Here is a 20,364-nt window from a genome sequence, read left to right as displayed (position 1 = left end):
AAGTGACGACCGGAACATGATACGATAGAAGCGTGCCGCGTATGTAAGCGGATTGAAAATAAGCCAAATTAAATTTCGACAACATTCGACATTTTGGTGTAGAAATTTGTTGAGTTATGTTGAAAAATGTTCACAATTTAACCACCACTCCTTTGCCACTTTATGCGTAAATGAATAGTGGAGGGAGTGGAGAGATATGGAAACCACAATACAGAAATATGCGAACAGCCAATCGCATGAAATGGGTAAGCTTCGGAGGCGGCACCGCATCAGGCTGCGCAAGCAGGGTGAACTATCTACAGGCAGTGTCTACACTGATTGTTCGGCCCCATTCTATGTGACGGAGATCGAACCATGGGAACGGGAAGAACGTTGCCGCTTGACGGCGGAAGAATGTATTATGGACGATCAATACTACTACGTTCACGGAAGTCTGACGGTCCCGTTCCGCAATGGCCGCGGACAGGTAAGCTGGGATGTCTGGGTATTGATCAATCCGGAACATGTGTTACACGGAACGAAGAAGGACGTGCATTCCAAGCCTGAACAGGTGAAGGGGAGACTGTCGTCAGCCATACCGGGATATCCGGATACGCTTGCTTTACCCGTGCAGGTGACGTTCCATGCCAGATCGGCAACGCCTGAAATCAGTCTGGGGGAGACGGAGCACCCGTTGTATGAAGAACAGGAGCAAGGAATTACGTTTCAACGGTGGCTGGAATTACGTCCTCTGCATGTCAGCTATCATCGTTATACGGATGCGCAATAGATTGAAATACTCCATGAATGACTTCTTTAGCTATCATCAAATATTCCGCATGTGGAATATGGGCTTCACGGACAACCACACCCGTACATGCAACAAGGCACCCCGCCGATAGGACGAGGTGCCTTTGTTCATTGGATGGGAACGTTGCACATGATTTATTGCGGCTGCTGCTTACCCAAATACAGTGCGGCGATGAAGCCAATGATCAAGGTGAGCAGGCTGACGATGAGCGAGACCCAAGAACCTTGCAGTCCTGGATAAACAACGCCAAGCGAGCCGACGACCATCCCAATTATGATTGCGTACATAATGACCGGAAAGCTGGTCAGCAAATAGCGGATAAATTTGCTGCTCACGATAAATCCGACGATAACCCCGCTTCCGATTACCGCGATAAGCGGAATATCCAAGCTAGACAAGGCGTGGATCGCCGTCGGATACGCTCCAAGGAGCAGCAGGACGAATGAGCCGCTAATGCCTGGCAGAATCATGGCCATGCTTCCGAGCCAACCCGCAAAGAACAGAAATATGCCGGAGGATAGCGACAGCTCGATTACCGGACTGTGGTCTTCCGGTTTGAAGAAGCCCGTACAGGCGACCGCTGCGGCGGCTATGAGCAATAAGACGTAATGGACAGGCTTGAAATTGCGCGATCCATCCGCTTCCTTCCATAAGAACGGTAGAATACCAAGAATAAGTCCCAGAAAGAAAAAGAAGGTCGGCTGTGGATGTTCGGCTAGCAGCCACTTCATCACTTTACTAAGAAGCAATAGCGCAGCGCCTACCCCGATTCCTAGCGGAATGAGAAATCCAAGATGCTTCTTCCACTCCCGGCTGAAAAACCCGCTAATAGCCGCAATTAATCTCTCGTAAAATCCAAGAATGACGGCAATGGTGCCTCCGCTCACTCCAGGAATAAGATCACTCGTGCCGATGAGCACCCCGCGAAATATATTTTTCCACTCAAACACATTTCTATCTCCTTTTCTACTTTCTCTTCTACTCTATGAAATCACATCCATTGTACAATCAATTCTCCTCCAAGTTCAAATATCTGCGGACTATTATTGAAAATTAACTTGAGTAAATTAATTAACTTGAGTATGCTTAATTTAGATTAAGTTGTGCGAAAGGAGATGAATATGGAGAACATTTCACTCAGAGAACGCAAGAAAGCGAAGACGAAGCTGGCGCTCTATGAAGCGAGTCTAGAATTAATCGTTCACCAAACATTTCGCGACATGAAAGTGGAGGACATCTGCGCCCGTGCTGAAGTGTCGAAGGTAACATTCTTTAAGTGCTTTCCACAGAAAGAAGATATTCTCATCTACTACATGTGCGTCTGGCTGACGGGCCGCTGGCTCGAAATCGAGAAGCGCGGGCTGCGCGGATGGGAGACGGCTAAGCACTTGTTCGCCAGCGTTGCGACTGAGGATCAGAGAAGACCCGGCATGATGCTGCGGCTCATCGGACTGCTAGCGGAAGCGAAGATGCACCCGTGCATGCCTACGTTGAGCGATGCGGAAATTTCCCTTTTATTCCCTGAAGAGAAGAGGCAGGCGAGAGAGGTGGACCCGCGGATGGATGTATTGATGGAGCGTATCGTGGAAGAGGCGAGGGCGGATGGACAGGCGAATACCGAACTCAGCGTCGAGCAGATGACGGCGATGTTGTTTACGATTTTTTATGGCGCTTATTTGACGGCCCATATTATGCAACGCCGTGATATTGTGCGCTGTTATGAGGAGCATCTTGATATATTGAAGAAATGAGGGTGTAAGAGGATGAAAGTGAAGCTTGGCCGTTATGCGGCCCAAATGGATGGACCGTTCGTAGTCTTCATTATCGGAATGCGGATAAACCGGCTGTTTGCCTTTCGAAAATGGGTGCCCGTATTTCGAGCGATGCCGCGTATGATGAAGGAATTATACCAAGATAAGGAGCATGGATTTCTGCATGCTGAGTATTACATCGGGCGTAACGGACCGATGCTCATTCAGTATTGGCGTTCCTTCGAAGATCTGGAGCGCTATGCGAAGCAAGGATTCCATAAGGAGACGTGGCGTCAGTTCCATAAATCATATAAGGACGGCAGTGTCGGCGTATATCATGAAACATATCGGGTGGAGCCGGGACATTATGAAGCGGTGTATAACCATATGCCGCCGACTGGACTCGGAAAAGCAGGAGAATTAATTCCGGCGGAAGGCGCACATGATCGCGCGAGAGGACGAATGAACGCGTAACGGCGCGGATAAACCGAGATGGCGGAAATTATTTATTTCATGTGCATAAACATCCTACCTGTCTATCCATAATAACGATGAGTGCCGGGCGTAGTTCGGCCAAGTGAATAGCATAAGGAGGATATGGCATGACATACCAACAATTTCGGCAAAACAGTCAGGTTCCGTCTAGCGGCGCTGGGCTGTCTGGCGGTATCGTAGCTAGCACATACAGCGGCAACAACCCGGGTCCGTCCGGCAGAACGGCCAACCAAGGCGCGTACAACAACTTCAGTGGCCAAAGCGGCTACAGCACAATGAACCAAGGGGTGTCCGGCGGTATCGTGGCAAGCACGTATAGCGGCAACAACTCGGGTCCATCCGGCAGCACGGCCAACCAAGGCGCGTACAACAACTTCAGTGGCCAAAGCGGCTACGGCACGATGAACCAAGGGGTGTCCGGCGGTATCGTGGCAAGCACGTATAGCGGCAACAACTCGGGTCCATCCGGCAGCACGGCTAACGAAGGCGCGTACAACAACTTCAGCGGCCAAAGCGGCTACGGCACGATGAACCAAGGGGTGTCCGGCGGTATCGTGGCAAGCACGTATAGCGGCAACAACTCGGGCCCGTCCGGCAGTACGGCCAACCAAGGCGCGTACAACAACTTCAGCGGCCAAAGCGGCTACGGCACGATGAACCAAGGTTTGTCCGGCGGCATCGTGGCAAGCACGTACAGCGGCAACAACTCGGGTCCGTCCGGCAGCACGGCCAATCAAGGGTCGTACAACAACAGCTACAGCGGTCAAGGCGGCTACGGCTCGACGAATCAAGGTTTGTCCGGCGGTATCGCAAGCAACTACCAAAACAGCTTCGGAAGCGGCTATCAGCCTGGTGGCTTGCATAGCATCGTAGCCCAAACATATACGGGACAGCAGTTCCAGCCAACGGGCCAAGTGCAAAGCATTACGGCGCAAACGCATGGTCCTGAGCAAAATGTAGTGCCAAACAGCTTCCAACCGACAGGCCAGATGCAAAGCATTACGGCGCAAACGCATGGTCCTGAGCAAAATGTAGTGCCAAATAGCTTCCAACCAACGGGCCAAGTGCAAAGCATTACGGCGCAAACGCATGGTCCTGAGCAAAATGTAGTGCCAAACAGCTTCCAACCGACAGGCCAGATGCAAAGCATCACGGCGCAAACGCATGGTCCTGAGCAAAATGTAGTGCCGAATAGCTTCCAACCAACGGGCCAAGTGCAAAGCATTACGGCGCAAACGCATGGTCCTGAGCAAAATGTAGTGCCAAACAGCTTCCAACCGACAGGCCAGATGCAAAGCATCACGTCGCAAACGCACGGCGCGCAGCAAAACGTAGTGCCAAACAGCTTCCAACCAACGGGTCAAGTGCAAAGCATCACGGGACAAACGTATTCTTCGTAATAGATGTGAGCGGTTCGTATCGTACGGGCCGCTTTTTACATTGGCGTCAAAGTGCCTTGGGTCACTCTCCCCACACTTCAGTAACTCCATTTTCGCAGCTTCATTAAGCAACAACTTTCACCTGATGAAAGGGGAGATCGAAGCTGGTGACACAAAAGCAGACAAACTGTTTTGGGATAGATGCCTCATGTCGTCTTGGTAGGCCGTCGCGCTGTTTACTAGGTATTTTCTTATTTTGAAAATAATTTATATTTATGTACTTGACAAAAGTAAGTGGGAGTATGTTATTATACTTACATAAAGTAAGCATGTGTTATTAAATAAGCAAGTGGTCTGAGTCAACGTCAACTATCTTGCCATGTTTTCTTCATCAAAAATCAAATTTATTTACGAGGTGGAATCATAATGAAAAAAGTTCTTGTCGTCAACTCCAATCCAAAACCAAATGAAATGTCCTTCGGCTTGCGTCTGGGCGAGCACTATCTTACATCGCTGAAGGCGGCAACCGATGTTCAAATTGAACGCGTCAATCTGTATGAAGAGAACATTCCTCTTATCGATGGCAGCGTATTGGACGGATGGGGCAAAGCGGCAGCAGGCGAGACATTGTCCGAGCAGCAGCTTCAAACAATGGGCCGCATGAACGAAATCTTGGAACAATTCATCGCGGCAGAAGTTGTCGTATTCATTACGCCAATGTGGAACTTGAGCTACCCGCCGCTTCTTAAAGCATACATCGACAACGTAATTATCGCGGGTCGTTCGTTCAAATATACAGCAGAAGGCCCTCAAGGCTTGCTGAATGGCAAAAAAGTCGTTCACATCGAAGCACGCGGCGGTTTCTACTCGGAAGGTCCTGCACAGGCTATGCGTTTTACAGATTCTTATCTGAGCGCCGTGATGGCATTTGTAGGCATTACCGAATACGAGAACGTTGTAGTTGAAGGGATGAACGCAGTTCCGGATCGTGCGGAAGCATTGCTTGAGGAAGCGAAGCAACGCGCAGAAGCTAGTGTTAAACGTATGTTTGCGTCGGTATAAGACGGAGCACAGTATAGATTCATTCAGAAATACCGGTCCGCATGGGCCGGTATTTTTTTGTGCTGCCGTCACCAAATAGGCTATCGCACATATGATGGTATCGTGTGAAGGGAGGGAAGCGAACGGCATGGCGGTCATTAAGACGAATTCAGGAGACGTGAGTCTGCTCGCGCGTTTGATGCGGGCCGAAGCCGAAGGTGAAGGCGAGCTTGGCATGCTCATGGTCGGCAACGTGGGCGTAAACCGGGTGTTGGTGAATTGCCTGGACTTTACGGATATCCGCTCGATGAATGATATGGTGTTCCAAAGTCCGGGCGGATTTGAAGCAGTGCAAAAAAGTTATTTTTATCAAAGGGCGCGCGACAGGGACGTTCGGCTGGCCAGGCGGGTCATCAATGGTGAGCGTACGTGGCCGGCAACCTATGCACTGTGGTTTTTCCGTCCGGCAGGCGAGTGCCCGAGCACATGGTACAATCAAGAAAACTCCGGCCGCTTCAAAGCTCATTGTTTCTTTTCGCCGTCAGGGGATGCATGCCCAGACGTGTACAGGTAACACAAAGTGGTTCACACTCAAATAATCAGTCCGACAAGAGACTGTAAAGGAGAGAGCGTAAAATGTCTTATATGACGTATTGTTATCCTAACCAGCCAGTATATTCGGCGGCGCCGATGAGCACGCAGTCGAGAGGCGGTGCTTGCTATGGAGCATCCAATGTCAATATGAAAATGATGCCGTATACGATGCAGCAATTTCCACAGACGATGCAGGCAATTCCTCAAACGATGCAGGCAATTCCTCAAACGATGCAGGCAATTCCACAGACGATGCAGGCAAATCCTCAGACGATGCAGCCTGTATCCACTCCGCCTCCAGTAGCGAGCGGCAATGTGATGACTCCTTCAGGGATGGTCCTCCCTGGCGCCCTTGGCGAGCAGTCTTATATCGAAAATATTTTGCGCCTGAATCTGGGCAAAGTCGGAACGTTCTACATGACGTACGAGAACAACTCGGAATGGAATGCGAAAGTGTTCCGAGGCGTACTGGAAGCCGCCGGTCGCGACCACATCATTATAAGCGACCCAATGACTGGGCAGCGCATTATGCTGTTGATGGTGAACTTCGATTACGCGACATTTGACGAGCCTCTGAACTATCAATATCCGTATGTCCCAACCCCTCGGACGGAGGATTAGCATCATTCCATAGTCGTCAGCTAGCAAGCCGCAGCCTCGCCGGAGGAAAGCGGCTTTTCTTCTTTCTTATAAAAATCTTTAAAACTGTTTAAAGCTGCGTTAAGGAAGGGCGATTATAATACGGGTAACAGGGGGAGTTCGGATCGGGGGGACGAAGGAATGTGCGCTGACATTGCCGCGATGTGAATGAAATTTGCGTCATACTGCTGTTTAATACTATACTGAAATAGAGCGGCGCGGGGGTCCGCGGCGGTCAGTGTAAGGGGTTTTTCATGATATGAAGGAGGGGTTCACAATGCTCATAACTTTGAATAATGGCGTAAGCATGCCGCAGCTCGGACTCGGTGTATGGCGGGTCGAAGAAGGACAGCAAGTCAAAGATGCGGTGAAGACGGCACTGGACACCGGTTATCGTCTTATTGATACGGCGGCAATTTATAAGAACGAAGCGGGCGTAGGTGAAGCCATCCGTGAATCGGGCGTAAAGCGCGAGGACATTTTTTTGACGACGAAAGTTTGGAATTCCGATCAAGGCTATGACGCTACATTGAAAGCTTTTAATGAAAGCTTACATAAATTAGGGACGGACTACATTGATTTGTACTTGATTCATTGGCCGCTTCCTTCGCAGGACTTGTATGTAGATACGTATAAGGCGCTCGAAAAATTGGTTCAAGACGGACGAGTTCGCGCCATTGGCGTATCGAACTTCCATATCCATCACTTGGAGCGAATCTTACAGGAGTGCACCGTGAAGCCGACCGTCAACCAGGTTGAATGCCACCCGCGCCTTGCGCAGAACAAGCTGCGTGAGTTCTGCCAGCAGAACGACATTTATTTGGAAGCTTGGAGCCCGTTAATGCAGGGCGGAGACATTTTGACTCATGAGACGATTGCTTCGATTGCGGCAAATCATGGCAAGACTCCGGCTCAAGTCATTATTCGTTGGCATTTGCAAAAAGGAAATATCGTCATTCCGAAATCGATTACGGCATCCCGCATTAAAGAGAATTTTGACGTGTTCGACTTCGAATTGAGTGAGGACGAATTGGCGGGCATTAACGCGATGAACGAGGACAAGCGTGTCGGTCCGGATCCGGACGAATTCGCAGTTACGTAATAACATAGTTTTGCTTGATTATAGCGTGAGGGGAACGGCAAGGCATTTGCAGCGTGCAATGCTTGTGCCTTCCCCCTTCTTCATATTGCGTGTCATTTAGGGCAATTTTATTAGAGTATGAACACGCACTATTAATCGTAATCATAATATATCCGCTTGGTTTTGTAAGCCCTTTCATTTCGGGGTAGAGAAAAGCACGGCTTGCCCCGTAAATAGGGAAAACCGTGCTTATTTGTCGGTATTCTTATTCCAACTGGCGAGCGCGGCGAACGGATTGATCGGTTCATCTTCCTGTGCATCACGATAGACGACTTCACTCTCATAGTTCGGATGCTCCTTCACCTCGTTACGCTTCAGTTGGATGTGCTCCTTCATGCGGATATAGATGAGTGCCGTATTGTAAGCATCGTCCAATGCGCGGTGGTGTTTGCCGACAAAAGGCACCTCAAGCGCTTCAAGCGCGGCTTTGAGGCCGACCTGCTGATTGTTCTCTCGCTTCATGGCAAGAGAGACCTGCTTCTGCAAGTTGTTATGATTGCGCAGCCAGTGCATCGGAATGCGCTTCTGGCGGCATTCTTTCAGAAATTGGGCCTTATCGTCCGGACCCCATGAACATAGCGCGTAATCGTCTGTATCGATCCACGCTACGAACTGGTCCAGCGCGTCCTGCAGATGGTCAGCATGATTGACGTCGTCCTGCGTAATGCCTGTGAACTTCACTGTGTCTGTCGTCAACTTAGGGGAGAGCACGGGTTTGACGAAAGATTGAAAGGTATCCACGATGACCGTGCTGCCTTCCTCTTCCGCCACTTTAACCGCTCCGATTTCGATGATTTCCGCGAATTCCCCTTTTTTACGCTTCACGGTCATTTCCAAATCATAGATAATCGCTAACATGCAGCTGCTCCTATTCTATTCATTCTTTATTTCTTTTATTTTAACATAAGTTGCGAGAAAGGTTGGTAGGAACTACTTGGATGCCTTGGATGCATTAGCGGAAACAGGGGAAGGGCGCGTACTGCAATTGTACAGTTATATTTGCGGAACCGGGCAATTTCGGCTCTTTTACTGCAAACGTACAGTTGGAGCGTGTGGATTAGCAGAAAACAGCGCGAAAACCCTATAAAAAACAAAATGAGACAATAGTATATATACATATCATGTAAATTATCGTATAAATAAAATATATTTTCTTTCTTGGATTTTACATAGATGTAAATGATGTTGGTTTTGAATTGCTGGCCGGCATTCAAATATAAAATTGGTTTTAGGAGGGATAGAATTGAAAAGTAGAGTTAGTAAAAAAACGGTTTCTCTAGCAGTTACTATTACTATCCTTGGAGCTATGGTGACGTCAGCAGTTTCTGCATCTGGAACAGCCGGAGGAGGATGGATTGAAGGCAAAGGATATTTTAATACTCCCAATGCTGGTTTTTCTACTCTAAATGAAAAGACATATCCAGAAAAACATAAAGGCGACGCAGAATTCGTCGATCGTGAATATGGTCAGGTTAAACGCGCAGTGGCAGAAACTTGGTGGAAGGGCGTCTATCATTACTCTAGAGCAAAGTTAGTATGGATTTGGGATAGGGAAGACTCAGGAAGAAAATGGGATGACGACTACACTTACGCTGCGACAGACTGGGGAAATACAAGTTGGATCGCATACACCTATTGGGGTAATGAGGAATAACTAATAACTAAAGGGTGAGATCCCAAGTTCAGCTTGAGGTCTCATCCTTTTATACGAGGTAATCGATGAAAATGAAATTATCAACCTATCATGGAGAAGGCACGTTGCATCTCGTCATACTTTATTCCTTAATGAGCATTATTATCGTTACGGCAAGTTATTATATCGCCAAGCAAGAAGAGTTAAATATATTGTCAAGAGGATTATATGCTGAGGACAATCTATTTTTTGCAATAGAGGATACGGAGTTAACGGACATTCCTTGGAATAACCTTTCTGCAGCCCAATCGTATACGATTTTCAAAGAACTGCAAACGGGTAAAGAGACGATTAGAGCTGTATATTACAATCGTGATACTTATCAACCACCCATCCAGTCAGGGAGATATTTCAACAAGCATGATTTCTATGCCGGCAAGCGTGTTGCCGTGGTTGGTACAGAAATTGAACGCGCTAACATAGTGGACAAGCAAGGCAAGCCATATTTAACCTACCAAGGAGAGCAATTCGAAATTATCGGAAAGATGGGGGCCTCGTATCCGTCCTTTATAGATCATATGATATTGCTAAATTTAGATGCGGCAGAACAGCAACATCATTACGATTCCTCGATATATGCAATCAACGCACAAGCTGGAAATTCATTGATAAATAATGGTTTGCTATCCATTGGGGATGCGGAAATGAAAGTGCGTATGTTCAAACGGAGTGACAGCGGATCGCAAAGATTTTTGGGGACAGACATGTATAGCAACATGATTATCCTTGCCATAACTGTGCTCTTAATAGGTTCAAGTATTTTATTTGCTTTTCATTGGATGAAAAGAAAGCAGCAGGAACTTCACGTGCTTTGGATTGCCGGCATTCGGCACAGCCACCCATTTAGACGGTATACGTTGCGATTTTTGGCTATGACCGCATTGTGTTATGGGATTATCGGCGGGATTGGTTTCTTGATCATGATGAATCGTTACTCATTATCTGAAGTGATTAAGTCATTTGCAACCTATCTGATAATGGGCGGCATGGTTATGTTCATAACGTCATTCTTATCTATACTTTTAGCTGGAAAACAGATGTATGGGCAATTGGCCATAGAAAGGAATGGTCACTAAATGAACATGATTTTTACGGAAGTAAGCGAAAGTATACGGAGAAGCAGGACGGCTTCTTACTTTATCTTTTTTCAAATCATCATGTTATTTTTTCTGGTTACCATCCTGTTTCTTAACTACGCTTCTCTGGATCGAAAGACAGATCAAGCCCACACGCTGAGCTCGCTGAACAGGTATCAATTGTCCGACACGCTGTACAATGACGGTGAATTGAGAAAGCTTATGAGTCAACCGAGCTTTTTAACCATATTAAAAAGATTATATATTAATTTAGAAGAAAATCTGGATGAAAAATACATTTATGCATTTACTCAACCCGCTAAATTATTAGACTATGATGATGCGAACAAAGAAATTTTTAGGTCTTATTATGAAGAAGGTAAGAGGATAAAGCCTTCAATGATTGATAATATAGGACCTTATTATTCCATAAAGGCTATGCAAATGAACAAACAAGCTATCGATCATTTTCGGATCACAGTTATGGATGGCCAACCATTCGATATCGAAGACTTTAAAAATGTTAATAGCAAGAACATTCCTGTGCTGCTAGGTTATGAATATAAAAATATATATCAGGTTGGTGATGTGATAAAGGGTAAATACCTTTTCGAGGACATCAATTTTCATATAAAAGGATTTGTTAAAGAGAATTCATTGGTTACGACCGCCAGACGTTCTGAGCTTTATTTAGATAGATATATCATTATGCCTGCGCAACATTTTATATATTCTCCCGTGGATGATGCATCGTTCAAATTCCAACAAAAACATTATTTGCAACTGATTAATGGCGAAATACATAGCTCGAACAATGGGTATGTCGTAAGGAACAAATTTGAAGCCATTAAAAAAGAGTCTGGTTTTTTTGACACGCAGCTGCTCGGAGCCAATAATCCGTCGTATAACTTTGTGTTCGCTTCGATTAATGAACATATAGGCTTGTTAACCCTAATCGCGATGTCGGTCTTCATCGTTTGCGCGATAAGTATATTCATCCTCATGTTAGACAAAGTGGATAAAAACTTCAAGAATTTCTCGGTTCATTTCATTTCTGGAGCGAATTTAAAACATATTTTCACTTACTTTTTAGCCGAGATCATCGTTATGGTCTGTCTGCCGGGCGTTGTCGCGATCTTGTTTTACAAATTTTTAGTTGATGTTAGTTTTGTATGGTATCTCATTCTCATGACAGGATGTATGGCAACCATTATATTATTAACGATAATACCAGTCTATAACAAGATTAGAAGGCTTGAGATAAGCATGTTTCTTAAAAGGGCGGGATAAGACAATGATAAAAATGGTTGATCTGCACAAATCGTATCGAGTCGGAACAGAAGAATTAAAAGTGTTAAAAGGGATTGACTTAGAAATTAAACAAGGATCCATGGTTGCCATTATGGGAAGAAGCGGATCGGGTAAATCTACTCTATTAAATATCATTTCTGGATTGGAAAAAGGGAATGGGCGATATACTTTTAAGGATCAAAATTTAAGTGATAAATCACTAAATGAATTAGCTGACTTCAGAAGAAAGCATATCGGATTTGTATTGCAAAACTGCGCGATGTGCGATAGCAAAAATGTTTTCGATAATGTAGCGTTACCTTTGCGATATGGTAAGTACAATGAGATAGAGATACAGAACAGAGTCGAACAAGCGCTTGAAGCCATGGAGTTAAGCGGAACTCTTCATAAGACGGTCGACATGTTGTCTGGAGGGGAATTGCAACGAGTGGCGATAGCCAGAGCGTTGATTCACAATCCGGAGGTCATACTGGCCGATGAGCCGACAGGCTCACTGGATGAACAGACGGAGCAAACGATATTGTCTATATTTAAGCAGCTTCATCGAGAAGGGAAAACCATTATTATCGTGACGCATGATCGGCAAGTGGCTGATGCTTGCGAAGAAACATTTTGTATAAGAGACGGAAAGATTCGATCCGATTGAGTCTCTATTCCTTCAGCCTTGTTCTATAGTCAGTAAAATACATTGACATTGACCGCGGCCCTTTATACAATAAACGTTGCAGAACCGTTCGGACTCTTACCAAACTCAATTCGCGTTCAGAGTGGATTGAGCGGCGGAATTTTGCAAAGGCGCCCAGTGCGGCAGCCTTTGGTTTCGTTCGCCCCCTGTCTCGTAGACAGGGGGTTTTTGGCGTGTTTACAAGTATGCTCAGCTAGAGAAACAGGAAGGGAGAGTTATCCATCATGAACCTTTTTCGCTATGCACTGCTCGTATTCATCGGAGCATGCAGCTATGGAACGTTATCTACGATTATGAAGCTCGCGCTCGAGGAAGGCTTCACGGTACCGCAAATAATTGGCGGGCAATATTTCTTCGGATGGTCGCTGCTCGTCATCGCGACTGTGTTATTCTCCCGCCATAAGGTAAGCATGCGGCATATTCTGGTGTTGCTCGCCTGCGGATTAACTCTTAGCTGTACGTCGATTACGTACGGCATCACGGTTGGAGAATTGCCGGCTTCCATCGCGGTCGTCTTCTTATTCCAATTTACGTGGATCGGCGTATTGCTCGAAGCGCTGGTAACCCGCACGTTTCCGGAACGGACGAAGCTTGTGTCCGTCTTGCTCCTTCTCATCGGCACTGTCTTTGCAGGCGGCCTGGCCGATCACGGCTTGTCCGGCATGACCTGGAAGGGGGCGGTGTTCGGCATGATTTCGGCGATCTCGTTTGCCCTTTATATTTTTGTCAGCGGCCGGGTAGCAACGGAAGTTCCGGTGTTGAACAAAAGCTTGACAATGACAACCGGAGCCATGGTGGTCGTCTTCATGATGTTTCCTCCCACCTTTATCGTGGATGGAACGCTTGGTGCGGGATTGTGGAAATACGGGATTACGATGGGGCTGCTCGGCATTATTATTCCGGTCGTCTTCTTCGGCATCGGAGTGCCGAAGGTTGGTTCTGGTATCGGTACGATTTTGGGCGCCGCTGAGCTTCCGGCCGCAGTGGTCATGTCCGTTGCCGTTCTTAACGAACAGGTGACTTGGCTGCAATGGTTCGGTATTATCATCATATTTGCGGGAATTTGTTTGCCGCAGTTGTCTCTTGTGCAGCGAGCGCGCATAAAACAATCAAAGGCAAGTTAGACAGAAATTATAGTTGTTACGACCGGGAGCGGCAGCTCTCGGTTTTTTTATTTCGGATAAAAGGATGACGATAGAGGGGGATTGATCCATAATAGAAAAATATGAACAATGGTTCAACTTTTATTTAAAATTTGAAGTATTATCATAGTTAAGTATTATCAAAGCAGAAAAGAGGGAATGCGTCTTGTCAGTCAACCGTTATATGCACATTGTGCGCAGCGGGGCACACGTGCCGATGGGAAGAGCTTATCGCTTTTTTATCATTGTAGTGTTGCATGCGGAATTGATGAACTTGGATGTAGATGGAGATAATGCGGATGCCTTAAGTAAAAGCGCACTCAATTTATCGTTTATTCCAATGGACGGAATTGAGGTGTGTGCGATATATGGATATGAGAATACCGAACAGAACGATCGCAGGATGATCGTGCTGGGTCCATCAGAGCCGGACGATATGAAGCTGGTCGTTATCGAATGTGAAAGCTGCGGGAGTTGGGACACTATCGGTGTGCAGACGATTGCTCGATGCGAATTGACGTTGGAAGGCGACGAGCAACGAGAGGGGGGACAGGCTGTCATCGAGGTTCAACAGATTCAAATGGACGTGACGGAGAGTGATTCCCCTCTATGTGCTGCAGAGCATCAGGTGGACAGGCAGCTCAAATGGATTAGGGAACTTCCGCTTCTTTCGCCTTCTTTGCATGCCCGTCGCATTACGGGGGAGAAGGAAGATCCATATTGGCTGTTTCAGCGCAAGCTTGACGAGCTTATCGTCGTCGCCATTCAAGCGCCGCAGGATGAACTTCGTCAGATGCTTCTGTACATACACGAGAAGCTGGTTCAATATGCTGATCGGTTGAAGTTGCGTAATTAGTATGATTTTGTCGATTTTGAAAGCAGGGACTGGGCGAAAAATTTCGAAGTTGTAACCACTTGACAAACCTGACGAAGGGTGACAGATGTTATGCAGCGTGTATATTACCGAAGACAAGTTGTAGCAGCCCGATTTTTTGCGTCCTTGCTATGTGCAGCAGGACTTGAAATGAAGGAATGGAAGGTAAAATTAAAACGGCAGCAGAAAGCGTATCATTCCAGCGATCTGCCTGTGAATGAGTTGGCGTAGGCACATAAGCTTCGCATGAACGGGAGTCACGACAGTGGCTCCTTTGTTGTATGGAAATAGAAAAAAAGCACTGGTATTACCTAGTAAATTGTTACCGTAAAAGAAAGATTCGCCCTAGTAATAGGCTCAAATTTGTAGTATCTTTTTCTATTGTGACAGAAGACCCATATCACGAAAAGATGAAGCAAATCAGCGAGGAGTTGCAGCAACAATGAAAACATGGGTGAGCAAATTATTGGTGATGTTGATGGTGGTGAGCATCAGCGTCTCAAATGCGAATGTAGCGTTTGGTGATGCCTCAGATCCGACAGCAGCATCGAAAAAGACATCTTTGACCGATATTTCCGGTCATTGGGCGGAGAAAACGATTGAGAAATTTGCTGCTGAAGGAATGGTTCAGGGGTATGAGAATGGAGCTTTCCAGCCAAACGGCACAATGAAGCGGGCTGAACTGATCACGGTTATCAATCAGTTGTTCGGATTCCAAGAGACCGGAGCCGTATCAGCGGCCGATGTCACGCCTGAGGATTGGTTCTATACAGAGGTTGCAAAGGCGCAGAAAGCGGGATACATAACAGGTTATACGAATGGAACGTTCAAGCCGGAACAGGCGATAACCCGTCAGGAGACGGCGGTGTTGATTGCTCATATGCTTGAGCTGGAGGTTACCGGTTCCAGCAATGCGTTTACCGATACGGTGAACAGTCCTGAATGGAGCAAGGATGCAATCGGAGCAGTGACCGAGGTTGGAGTTATGCAAGGCTATAACGAGAATATCTTCAAACCTACAGCACACGTAACGCGTGCCGAAGCGGTTGTCATTCTGGATAGAGCTTATCAAGCCAAAAATGTTGCTTATGACAAAGCGGGTGTATATGGACCGGAAACCGACGTAGAGAAAATCAATCAAAACGTCGTAATCAACGTTCCTGGCGTTACGCTGCAAAACATGGACATTCAAGGGGACCTTCTCATTGGCCGCAGGTCGGTGAAGGCGACGTCACGCTGAAAAATGTCAAAGTTCATGGCACGACAACTGTGCAGGGCGGAGGCGAAAACAGCATCCACTTCGAAGACTCCATCATGATGACGGTAGTCGTAGATAAAGTGGATGGAAAAGTGCGGATTGTTGTGAACGGCTCCACACAAATCGCCGATGTGACGGTGCAATCGAATGCGAAAATCGAAGCGCAATCCGGTGCGGAAATCAATAAGGTGACCTTATCTGAGGCGCTGCCGCAAGCTTCCAATATACAGTTGGTCGGTTCGTTCGAGACGGTCAATGTCATTGCCAAAAGCATTGTCGTTGATATCCCTACAGGCTCGATTAAAGATTTGAACGTTGACTCGGCGGCTGCTGGAACGAAGCTGGATCTTGGCCGCGAAGCGTCCATCGTGACTTTGATTATGAATGCGGCGATTAACGTAGCGGGTCAAGGCACGGTTCAGAGCGCAACGGTCAATGCCGAAGGAATTTCGATGGAGAAGCCTGCGAGCAACATGAAGGTCGGCAGCGATGTTGCGCAAGAAGTGAAATTAAAAATCGGCGGTAAAGACGTTGCGGCGAATGACGCCAAACAACCGGCTTCGACGCCATCTGCCAGCGGCTCCTTGTCGAATGACAGCAGCAATTCGGACAGTGGATCGACAGGCAGCGGATCGACAGGCAGTGGCAATAACAGCGGGGAACAGCCTGGTGGCGGCATCGATATTCATCCATTGCCGACAGGTGATGTGCCGGTACTGTCGTCCGTAGCCAAAAAAGCGACAGTAACCGAAAGTGTATATGCCGTCAGCGATATGGACGGTTGGGTATATATTGTAGAGAGCGGCACGACACGCAGCCAGATCGGCTTGGAAGAAGCGGTCCGGGGCGGCATAGGAAAGAAAGAAGCAGTCAAGGCCAACCAAGGCGTTTATATCGATACGACCGGATTGAGCAGAACAAAGGTTACATTCTTGGTCATCGCTCTCAGTGCAGAAGGACAGGTCTCGTACCCAGAATTCATCAAATTGTATGCAGGCAAGGACGATGCGTTGGAATACAGCGGCACTAGCCAATCGGGAAGAACGAACAGCAGCATTATATTCAACTTCAATAAAGAAATTCAAAATCATTTGCCCGATTTGGAGGCGCTGAAAGCGGCCATTACTTTTTCGGTCAATCATGAACCGTTCCAGCCTTTGCATGCGGAAGATGAAATTCGCCTGTATGCGAATAGTCTGGAGGTTGTGTTCGCAGTGCCTTATTCGGGTGAAGCCAACAAGCTTCATCTTAATGCAAGCGTCATCCAAGATACGTACGGCAATGTGTACGATCGAGAGGTTACAACCTCTGACATCAAGGCAGGCTTGAATGTTCGATTAGTGTCTGATAAGCGGGTCTTTGCCGTTGGGGACGAAATTGCGGTACGCGTGAATCAGCGGACAACGGTCTATCTCGTGCCGAGCGCCGTCCGCTTTAATACCTTATTCGATGTGGAGAATGAAGTGGTGGCCAAACGCGGCACGAAAGTAACCGTTGCGGAACAAGAGCCGGTTCAGGATGTTATGATACCTACAGCGGATTTGACTCCAGGTTCGTATAGCGTTCTAGTCTGGCCAGGCAACTCTGTTCACATAACGCTTCAATAGTTTTGCCAATATCGGAGAACCGCCGGTCGACACCATCGTTCGACCGGCGGTTTATTTGTTTCGTGTGCAGTAGACTTTCGCTTACCCTACAAATTTGCGCGATACCTTTTTACCGTCATAGGTGAACATGACCGTCTTCTCTTCGACTTTCGTTTCCAGATGCACCGGCTTGCCCCACAGCGTATACACGTATGGCAGCGTGCGCTCCAAATATTTCAGATCGAGCTCCACGCCTTCGTATTGATGATTCAAGTACAGCTCGCCGTTGCGCTGATAATCCCCATCCTGCACGACTAGATACGGAAATCCGCCGTTGACGCGCGAGTAGACCAGCTGATCGCGGATGTTCTCCCACGATTTATCGGTAATTTTCCATTCGGGCCCTTTCTTCTCGAAGATGTACAGATCAAGCTCATCCGTCAACTCCTTCGTCAAATAGTTGCGAATAAAGGAAAGATCGGAGTCGAGCTCGCGCACTTCGAACATTTTGGCGCGTCCCTGTCCCGGCTGGCGGCCGTAGCGCTCCCGTTCCTCGCGTGATGGCTGATCCCATCTTTTCTCAATGTCCTCGAACATCTTCACGCCTAGATAGTAAGGGTTCAGACTATGGCGGGACGGCTGCACGACAGAGCTGTTCAGCTTCGCGTACTCGAATGTCTCATCGGTCGTCAAATCCAGTTCGCGCACGATGCGCTGGTGCCAGTAAGAAGCCCAGCCTTCGTTCATGATTTTCGTCTCCAGCTGTGGCCAGAAGTAGAGCATCTCATCCCGCAGCATCGACATGATGTCCCTCTGCCAATCTTCCAGAACCGGGGAGAATTCCTGAATGAACCAGACGATATCTTTCTCCGGTTCCGGCGGGAAGCGGCGGTCAGGCAACTCTTGCAGCGCAGCCATGCCCGATTTGAGGGCTATCTTCATCTCATCGAGCGCCCATAGATCGTCGTAGTCCCCCTGTGCTTTGGTGGGCTGTCCCTCTTGCTCCCGCTGCTCCCGCATTTTAAGCTCCATATAGCGTTGTTTATCCAGCTTCTGTGGCCGCACAACTTGCGGATCGATATGTTCTTGGATGCCTAGCACTGCATCGATAAAGCTCTCGACCGCGTGAGTGCCATACTCCATTTCGTACTCCGTAACCCGTTCGGCGGTCGCGGACATACTCTCGACCATATTTCGGTTCGAAGTGGAGAAGCGGGCATTGTTCTTAAAGAAATCGCAGTGCGCGAGCACGTGCGCTACGATGAGCTTATTCTGGATGAGCGAGTTCCCCTCGAGCAGAAACGCATAGCAAGGATTGGAGTTAATGACGAGCTCATATATTTTGCTGAGACCGAAGTCGTATTGCATCTTCATGCGATGAAATGTTTTGCCGAAGCTCCAATGGCTGAAGCGGGTCGGCATGCCATATGCGCCGAACGTATAAATAATGTCGGCGGGACAAATTTCGTAGCGCATTGGATAGAAGTCCAGCCCGAATCCTTCTGCGATTTCCGTAATTTCGGCAATAGCGTATTCCAGATCGCGGTTGTCATCGGACGTCATGACGCACCCCTCCCGGCTGCTTTTTGAAAAAATGCTTGAGAGCTTTGTACACCTCAGTCTTCTCTTTGATGACATAGTACATAAAATGGGGGAGATTGATATTGCGGTAAGCGGACATAAGCGTGCTGCTGCGGTTGTACTGATTAACCTCGCCATAGCCGAACATATTGGAGCGCTTGAGCAACTGGGAAATGAGCTTGACGCAGCGTTCGTTGTCGCTCGTTAAATTGTCGCCATCGGAGAAATGGAATGGATAAATATTATAGCTGGACGTCGGATAGCGATTGTCGATAATCTCAAGCGCCTTAATATAGGCGGAAGAACAGATCGTGCCGCCGCTCTCGCCGCGGGTGAAGAATTCTTCTTCCGTTACCTCCTTCGCCTCGGTGTGATGCGCGATGAATACGAGCTCGACCTTTTCGTACTGACGGCGCAGGAAGCGGGTCATCCAGAAGAAGAAGCTGCGGGCGCAATACTTTTCGAACGAGCCCATCGAACCCGAAGTATCCATCATCGCGATAATGACCGCATTGGAATGCGGCTTGACGATTTCCTCCCACGTCTTGAATCGCAGATCATCTGGATTGATGCCGTGAATGCCCGGCTGTCCCGCCAATGCATTGCGGCGCAAATTTTCCAGTATCGTCCGCTTCTTGTCGATGTTAGACATAATGCCTTTTTTACGGATATCATTGAACCGGATTTCCGTTGTTTCCAATTGGTCCTTGTCTTTCTGCTTCAGATGCGGCAGCTCTAATTCGTCGAACAGCATGTTCTCGAGTTCGGCGATGCTCACTTCCGCTTCGATGACGTCTGCACCTGGCTGATTACCGGCTTGCTGACCTTTGCCTTGCCCCTGGGAACCGTCTGTGCCGAGCACATCCCCCACTTGGCTGTCTCCATCGCCTTGCCCAACGTGCTTCTTCTTATTGAAGTTATACACGAACCGGAACTCATCCAAGCTGCGGATGGGGACTTTAATAATCTGTTTGCCGTCTGACATAATAATATTTTCTTCCGTCACGAGGTCAGGAAGATTTTGTTTGATTGCTTCGCGGACTTTCTGCTGATGGCGCGCTTGGTCCTGGTATCCCTTGCGGTGGAGGGACCAATCCTCACGGGAAACGATAAACGTTCGTGCATCCAATGGCAGACACCTCCTGATGGATGTATTTCTCAACCTGTTGAAACAGTGTATTGGCTTATGGGAAAAGAATTGCGTGTTATACAAATATATTCAGAATGCAGGGGGTTATGTGATGGATGTGTGCAGCGGTGTTATCTGTTTACGTTATCCTGAGCATGGTATAATAGAGGATATAGCAGGAACAGATGGAGTGATTGAA

Annotated in this window: 21 protein-coding genes; 17 read left to right on the top strand and 4 right to left on the bottom strand. The window is 47.6% G+C overall.

The features are described from left to right. The first annotated feature begins 196 nt into the window (after positions 1 to 196). Positions 197 to 769, top strand: coding sequence for a DUF2199 domain-containing protein (locus tag M3650_RS04975; RefSeq protein ID WP_251572919.1), 573 nt, complete (start codon positions 197 to 199; stop codon positions 767 to 769). 155 nt (positions 770 to 924) lie between these two features. Here M3650_RS04975 and M3650_RS04970 read toward each other — a convergent pair whose 3' ends face one another. Then, positions 925 to 1,740, bottom strand: coding sequence for a DUF368 domain-containing protein (locus M3650_RS04970; RefSeq protein ID WP_251572917.1), 816 nt, complete (start codon positions 1,738 to 1,740; stop codon positions 925 to 927). Positions 1,741 to 1,911: 171 nt separating this feature from the next. Here M3650_RS04970 and M3650_RS04965 point away from each other — a divergent pair, with 171 nt between their 5' ends. The 7 genes from M3650_RS04965 (at position 1,912) to M3650_RS04935 (ending at position 7,791) form a co-directional block, all read left to right on the top strand. Beyond that, positions 1,912 to 2,541, top strand: coding sequence for a TetR/AcrR family transcriptional regulator (locus M3650_RS04965; RefSeq protein ID WP_251572915.1), 630 nt, complete (start codon positions 1,912 to 1,914; stop codon positions 2,539 to 2,541). Positions 2,542 to 2,553: 12 nt separating this feature from the next. Then, on the top strand, positions 2,554 to 3,015 hold the full coding sequence (locus tag M3650_RS04960; protein WP_251572913.1) for a DUF4188 domain-containing protein: 462 nt from the start codon (positions 2,554 to 2,556) through the stop codon (positions 3,013 to 3,015). 128 nt (positions 3,016 to 3,143) lie between these two features. Then, the gene (locus tag M3650_RS04955; protein ID WP_251572911.1) at positions 3,144 to 4,436 is read left to right on the top strand and encodes a serine-rich family protein; all 1,293 of its coding nucleotides are present in this window, start codon (positions 3,144 to 3,146) and stop codon (positions 4,434 to 4,436) included. 405 nt (positions 4,437 to 4,841) lie between these two features. Next, complete coding sequence (locus M3650_RS04950; protein ID WP_251572909.1) at positions 4,842 to 5,477, top strand: FMN-dependent NADH-azoreductase; 636 nt, start codon at positions 4,842 to 4,844, stop codon at positions 5,475 to 5,477. 127 nt (positions 5,478 to 5,604) lie between these two features. Further along, positions 5,605 to 6,030: a cell wall hydrolase gene (locus tag M3650_RS04945; RefSeq protein ID WP_019422702.1), complete on the top strand. Its 426-nt coding sequence runs from the start codon at positions 5,605 to 5,607 to the stop codon at positions 6,028 to 6,030. A 251-nt stretch (positions 6,031 to 6,281) separates the two neighbouring features. Beyond that, positions 6,282 to 6,671 (top strand): spore coat protein GerQ, encoded by a 390-nt coding sequence (gerQ, locus tag M3650_RS04940; protein ID WP_251573270.1) that lies wholly within the window; start codon positions 6,282 to 6,284, stop codon positions 6,669 to 6,671. Positions 6,672 to 6,966: 295 nt separating this feature from the next. Continuing rightward, positions 6,967 to 7,791 (top strand): aldo/keto reductase, encoded by an 825-nt coding sequence (locus M3650_RS04935; protein WP_251572907.1) that lies wholly within the window; start codon positions 6,967 to 6,969, stop codon positions 7,789 to 7,791. Between the two features lie 228 nt (positions 7,792 to 8,019). On the opposite strand, the gene M3650_RS04930 is transcribed toward M3650_RS04935, so the two are convergent. Further along, positions 8,020 to 8,688, bottom strand: coding sequence for a 3'-5' exonuclease (locus M3650_RS04930; protein ID WP_251572905.1), 669 nt, complete (start codon positions 8,686 to 8,688; stop codon positions 8,020 to 8,022). A 385-nt stretch (positions 8,689 to 9,073) separates the two neighbouring features. Between M3650_RS04930 and M3650_RS04925 the strand changes: the two genes are divergently transcribed. The 9 genes from M3650_RS04925 (at position 9,074) to M3650_RS04885 (ending at position 17,476) form a co-directional block, all read left to right on the top strand. Next, positions 9,074 to 9,484: a hypothetical protein gene (locus M3650_RS04925; protein WP_251572903.1), complete on the top strand. Its 411-nt coding sequence runs from the start codon at positions 9,074 to 9,076 to the stop codon at positions 9,482 to 9,484. Between the two features lie 65 nt (positions 9,485 to 9,549). Next, complete coding sequence (locus M3650_RS04920; RefSeq protein ID WP_251572901.1) at positions 9,550 to 10,599, top strand: ABC transporter permease; 1,050 nt, start codon at positions 9,550 to 9,552, stop codon at positions 10,597 to 10,599. Between the two features lie 222 nt (positions 10,600 to 10,821). Then, complete coding sequence (locus M3650_RS04915; RefSeq protein ID WP_251572900.1) at positions 10,822 to 11,889, top strand: ABC transporter permease family protein; 1,068 nt, start codon at positions 10,822 to 10,824, stop codon at positions 11,887 to 11,889. A 4-nt stretch (positions 11,890 to 11,893) separates the two neighbouring features. Beyond that, positions 11,894 to 12,556, top strand: a complete 663-nt coding sequence (locus M3650_RS04910) for an ABC transporter ATP-binding protein (protein WP_251572898.1) — start codon at positions 11,894 to 11,896, stop codon at positions 12,554 to 12,556. 263 nt (positions 12,557 to 12,819) lie between these two features. Next, positions 12,820 to 13,719 carry an EamA family transporter gene (locus tag M3650_RS04905; protein ID WP_019422713.1) on the top strand — a complete coding sequence of 300 codons (900 nt, stop codon included), beginning with the start codon at positions 12,820 to 12,822 and terminating at the stop codon, positions 13,717 to 13,719. 184 nt (positions 13,720 to 13,903) lie between these two features. Continuing rightward, positions 13,904 to 14,593, top strand: coding sequence for a hypothetical protein (locus tag M3650_RS04900; RefSeq protein WP_251572896.1), 690 nt, complete (start codon positions 13,904 to 13,906; stop codon positions 14,591 to 14,593). A 90-nt stretch (positions 14,594 to 14,683) separates the two neighbouring features. Continuing rightward, positions 14,684 to 14,842, top strand: a complete 159-nt coding sequence (locus tag M3650_RS04895; protein ID WP_251572894.1) for a hypothetical protein — start codon at positions 14,684 to 14,686, stop codon at positions 14,840 to 14,842. A 211-nt stretch (positions 14,843 to 15,053) separates the two neighbouring features. Then, entirely contained in the window at positions 15,054 to 15,851 is a 798-nt protein-coding gene (locus tag M3650_RS04890) for an S-layer homology domain-containing protein (protein WP_251572892.1), read from the top strand. Positions 15,852 to 15,880: 29 nt separating this feature from the next. Further along, positions 15,881 to 17,476: a hypothetical protein gene (locus M3650_RS04885; RefSeq protein ID WP_251572890.1), complete on the top strand. Its 1,596-nt coding sequence runs from the start codon at positions 15,881 to 15,883 to the stop codon at positions 17,474 to 17,476. Between the two features lie 81 nt (positions 17,477 to 17,557). On the opposite strand, the gene M3650_RS04880 is transcribed toward M3650_RS04885, so the two are convergent. Further along, positions 17,558 to 19,018 carry a SpoVR family protein gene (locus M3650_RS04880; protein WP_019422717.1) on the bottom strand — a complete coding sequence of 487 codons (1,461 nt, stop codon included), beginning with the start codon at positions 19,016 to 19,018 and terminating at the stop codon, positions 17,558 to 17,560. Then, positions 19,005 to 20,165, bottom strand: coding sequence for a sporulation protein YhbH (yhbH, locus tag M3650_RS04875; RefSeq protein ID WP_251572888.1), 1,161 nt, complete (start codon positions 20,163 to 20,165; stop codon positions 19,005 to 19,007). The genes M3650_RS04880 and yhbH overlap by 14 nt, the downstream gene beginning before the upstream one ends. Positions 20,166 to 20,364: the final 199 nt, after the last annotated feature.

The organism is Paenibacillus sp. MER TA 81-3 (genome assembly GCF_023713585.1).
GTDB lineage: Bacteria > Bacillota > Bacilli > Paenibacillales > Paenibacillaceae > Paenibacillus_B > Paenibacillus_B profundus.
Note: the sequence above shows the minus strand (reverse complement) of the source record. Positions and strands in the feature narration are given on the sequence as shown.

Bases quoted from the DNA above. Each gene is read 5' to 3' on its own strand.
- M3650_RS04975 (WP_251572919.1), top strand. From the start codon at position 197: ATGGAAACCACAATACAGAAATATGCGAACAGCCAATCGCATGAAATG.
- M3650_RS04965 (WP_251572915.1), top strand. From the start codon at position 1,912: ATGGAGAACATTTCACTCAGAGAACGCAAGAAAGCGAAGACGAAGCTG.
- M3650_RS04960 (WP_251572913.1), top strand. From the start codon at position 2,554: ATGAAAGTGAAGCTTGGCCGTTATGCGGCCCAAATGGATGGACCGTTC.
- M3650_RS04955 (WP_251572911.1), top strand. From the start codon at position 3,144: ATGACATACCAACAATTTCGGCAAAACAGTCAGGTTCCGTCTAGCGGC.
- M3650_RS04950 (WP_251572909.1), top strand. From the start codon at position 4,842: ATGAAAAAAGTTCTTGTCGTCAACTCCAATCCAAAACCAAATGAAATG.
- M3650_RS04945 (WP_019422702.1), top strand. From the start codon at position 5,605: ATGGCGGTCATTAAGACGAATTCAGGAGACGTGAGTCTGCTCGCGCGT.
- gerQ (WP_251573270.1), top strand. From the start codon at position 6,282: ATGCAGGCAATTCCACAGACGATGCAGGCAAATCCTCAGACGATGCAG.
- M3650_RS04935 (WP_251572907.1), top strand. From the start codon at position 6,967: ATGCTCATAACTTTGAATAATGGCGTAAGCATGCCGCAGCTCGGACTC.
- M3650_RS04930 (WP_251572905.1), bottom strand. From the start codon at position 8,688: ATGTTAGCGATTATCTATGATTTGGAAATGACCGTGAAGCGTAAAAAA.
- M3650_RS04920 (WP_251572901.1), top strand. From the start codon at position 9,550: ATGAAAATGAAATTATCAACCTATCATGGAGAAGGCACGTTGCATCTC.
- M3650_RS04915 (WP_251572900.1), top strand. From the start codon at position 10,822: ATGAGTCAACCGAGCTTTTTAACCATATTAAAAAGATTATATATTAAT.
- M3650_RS04910 (WP_251572898.1), top strand. From the start codon at position 11,894: ATGATAAAAATGGTTGATCTGCACAAATCGTATCGAGTCGGAACAGAA.
- M3650_RS04905 (WP_019422713.1), top strand. From the start codon at position 12,820: ATGAACCTTTTTCGCTATGCACTGCTCGTATTCATCGGAGCATGCAGC.
- M3650_RS04895 (WP_251572894.1), top strand. From the start codon at position 14,684: ATGCAGCGTGTATATTACCGAAGACAAGTTGTAGCAGCCCGATTTTTT.
- M3650_RS04890 (WP_251572892.1), top strand. From the start codon at position 15,054: ATGAAAACATGGGTGAGCAAATTATTGGTGATGTTGATGGTGGTGAGC.
- M3650_RS04880 (WP_019422717.1), bottom strand. From the start codon at position 19,018: ATGACGTCCGATGACAACCGCGATCTGGAATACGCTATTGCCGAAATT.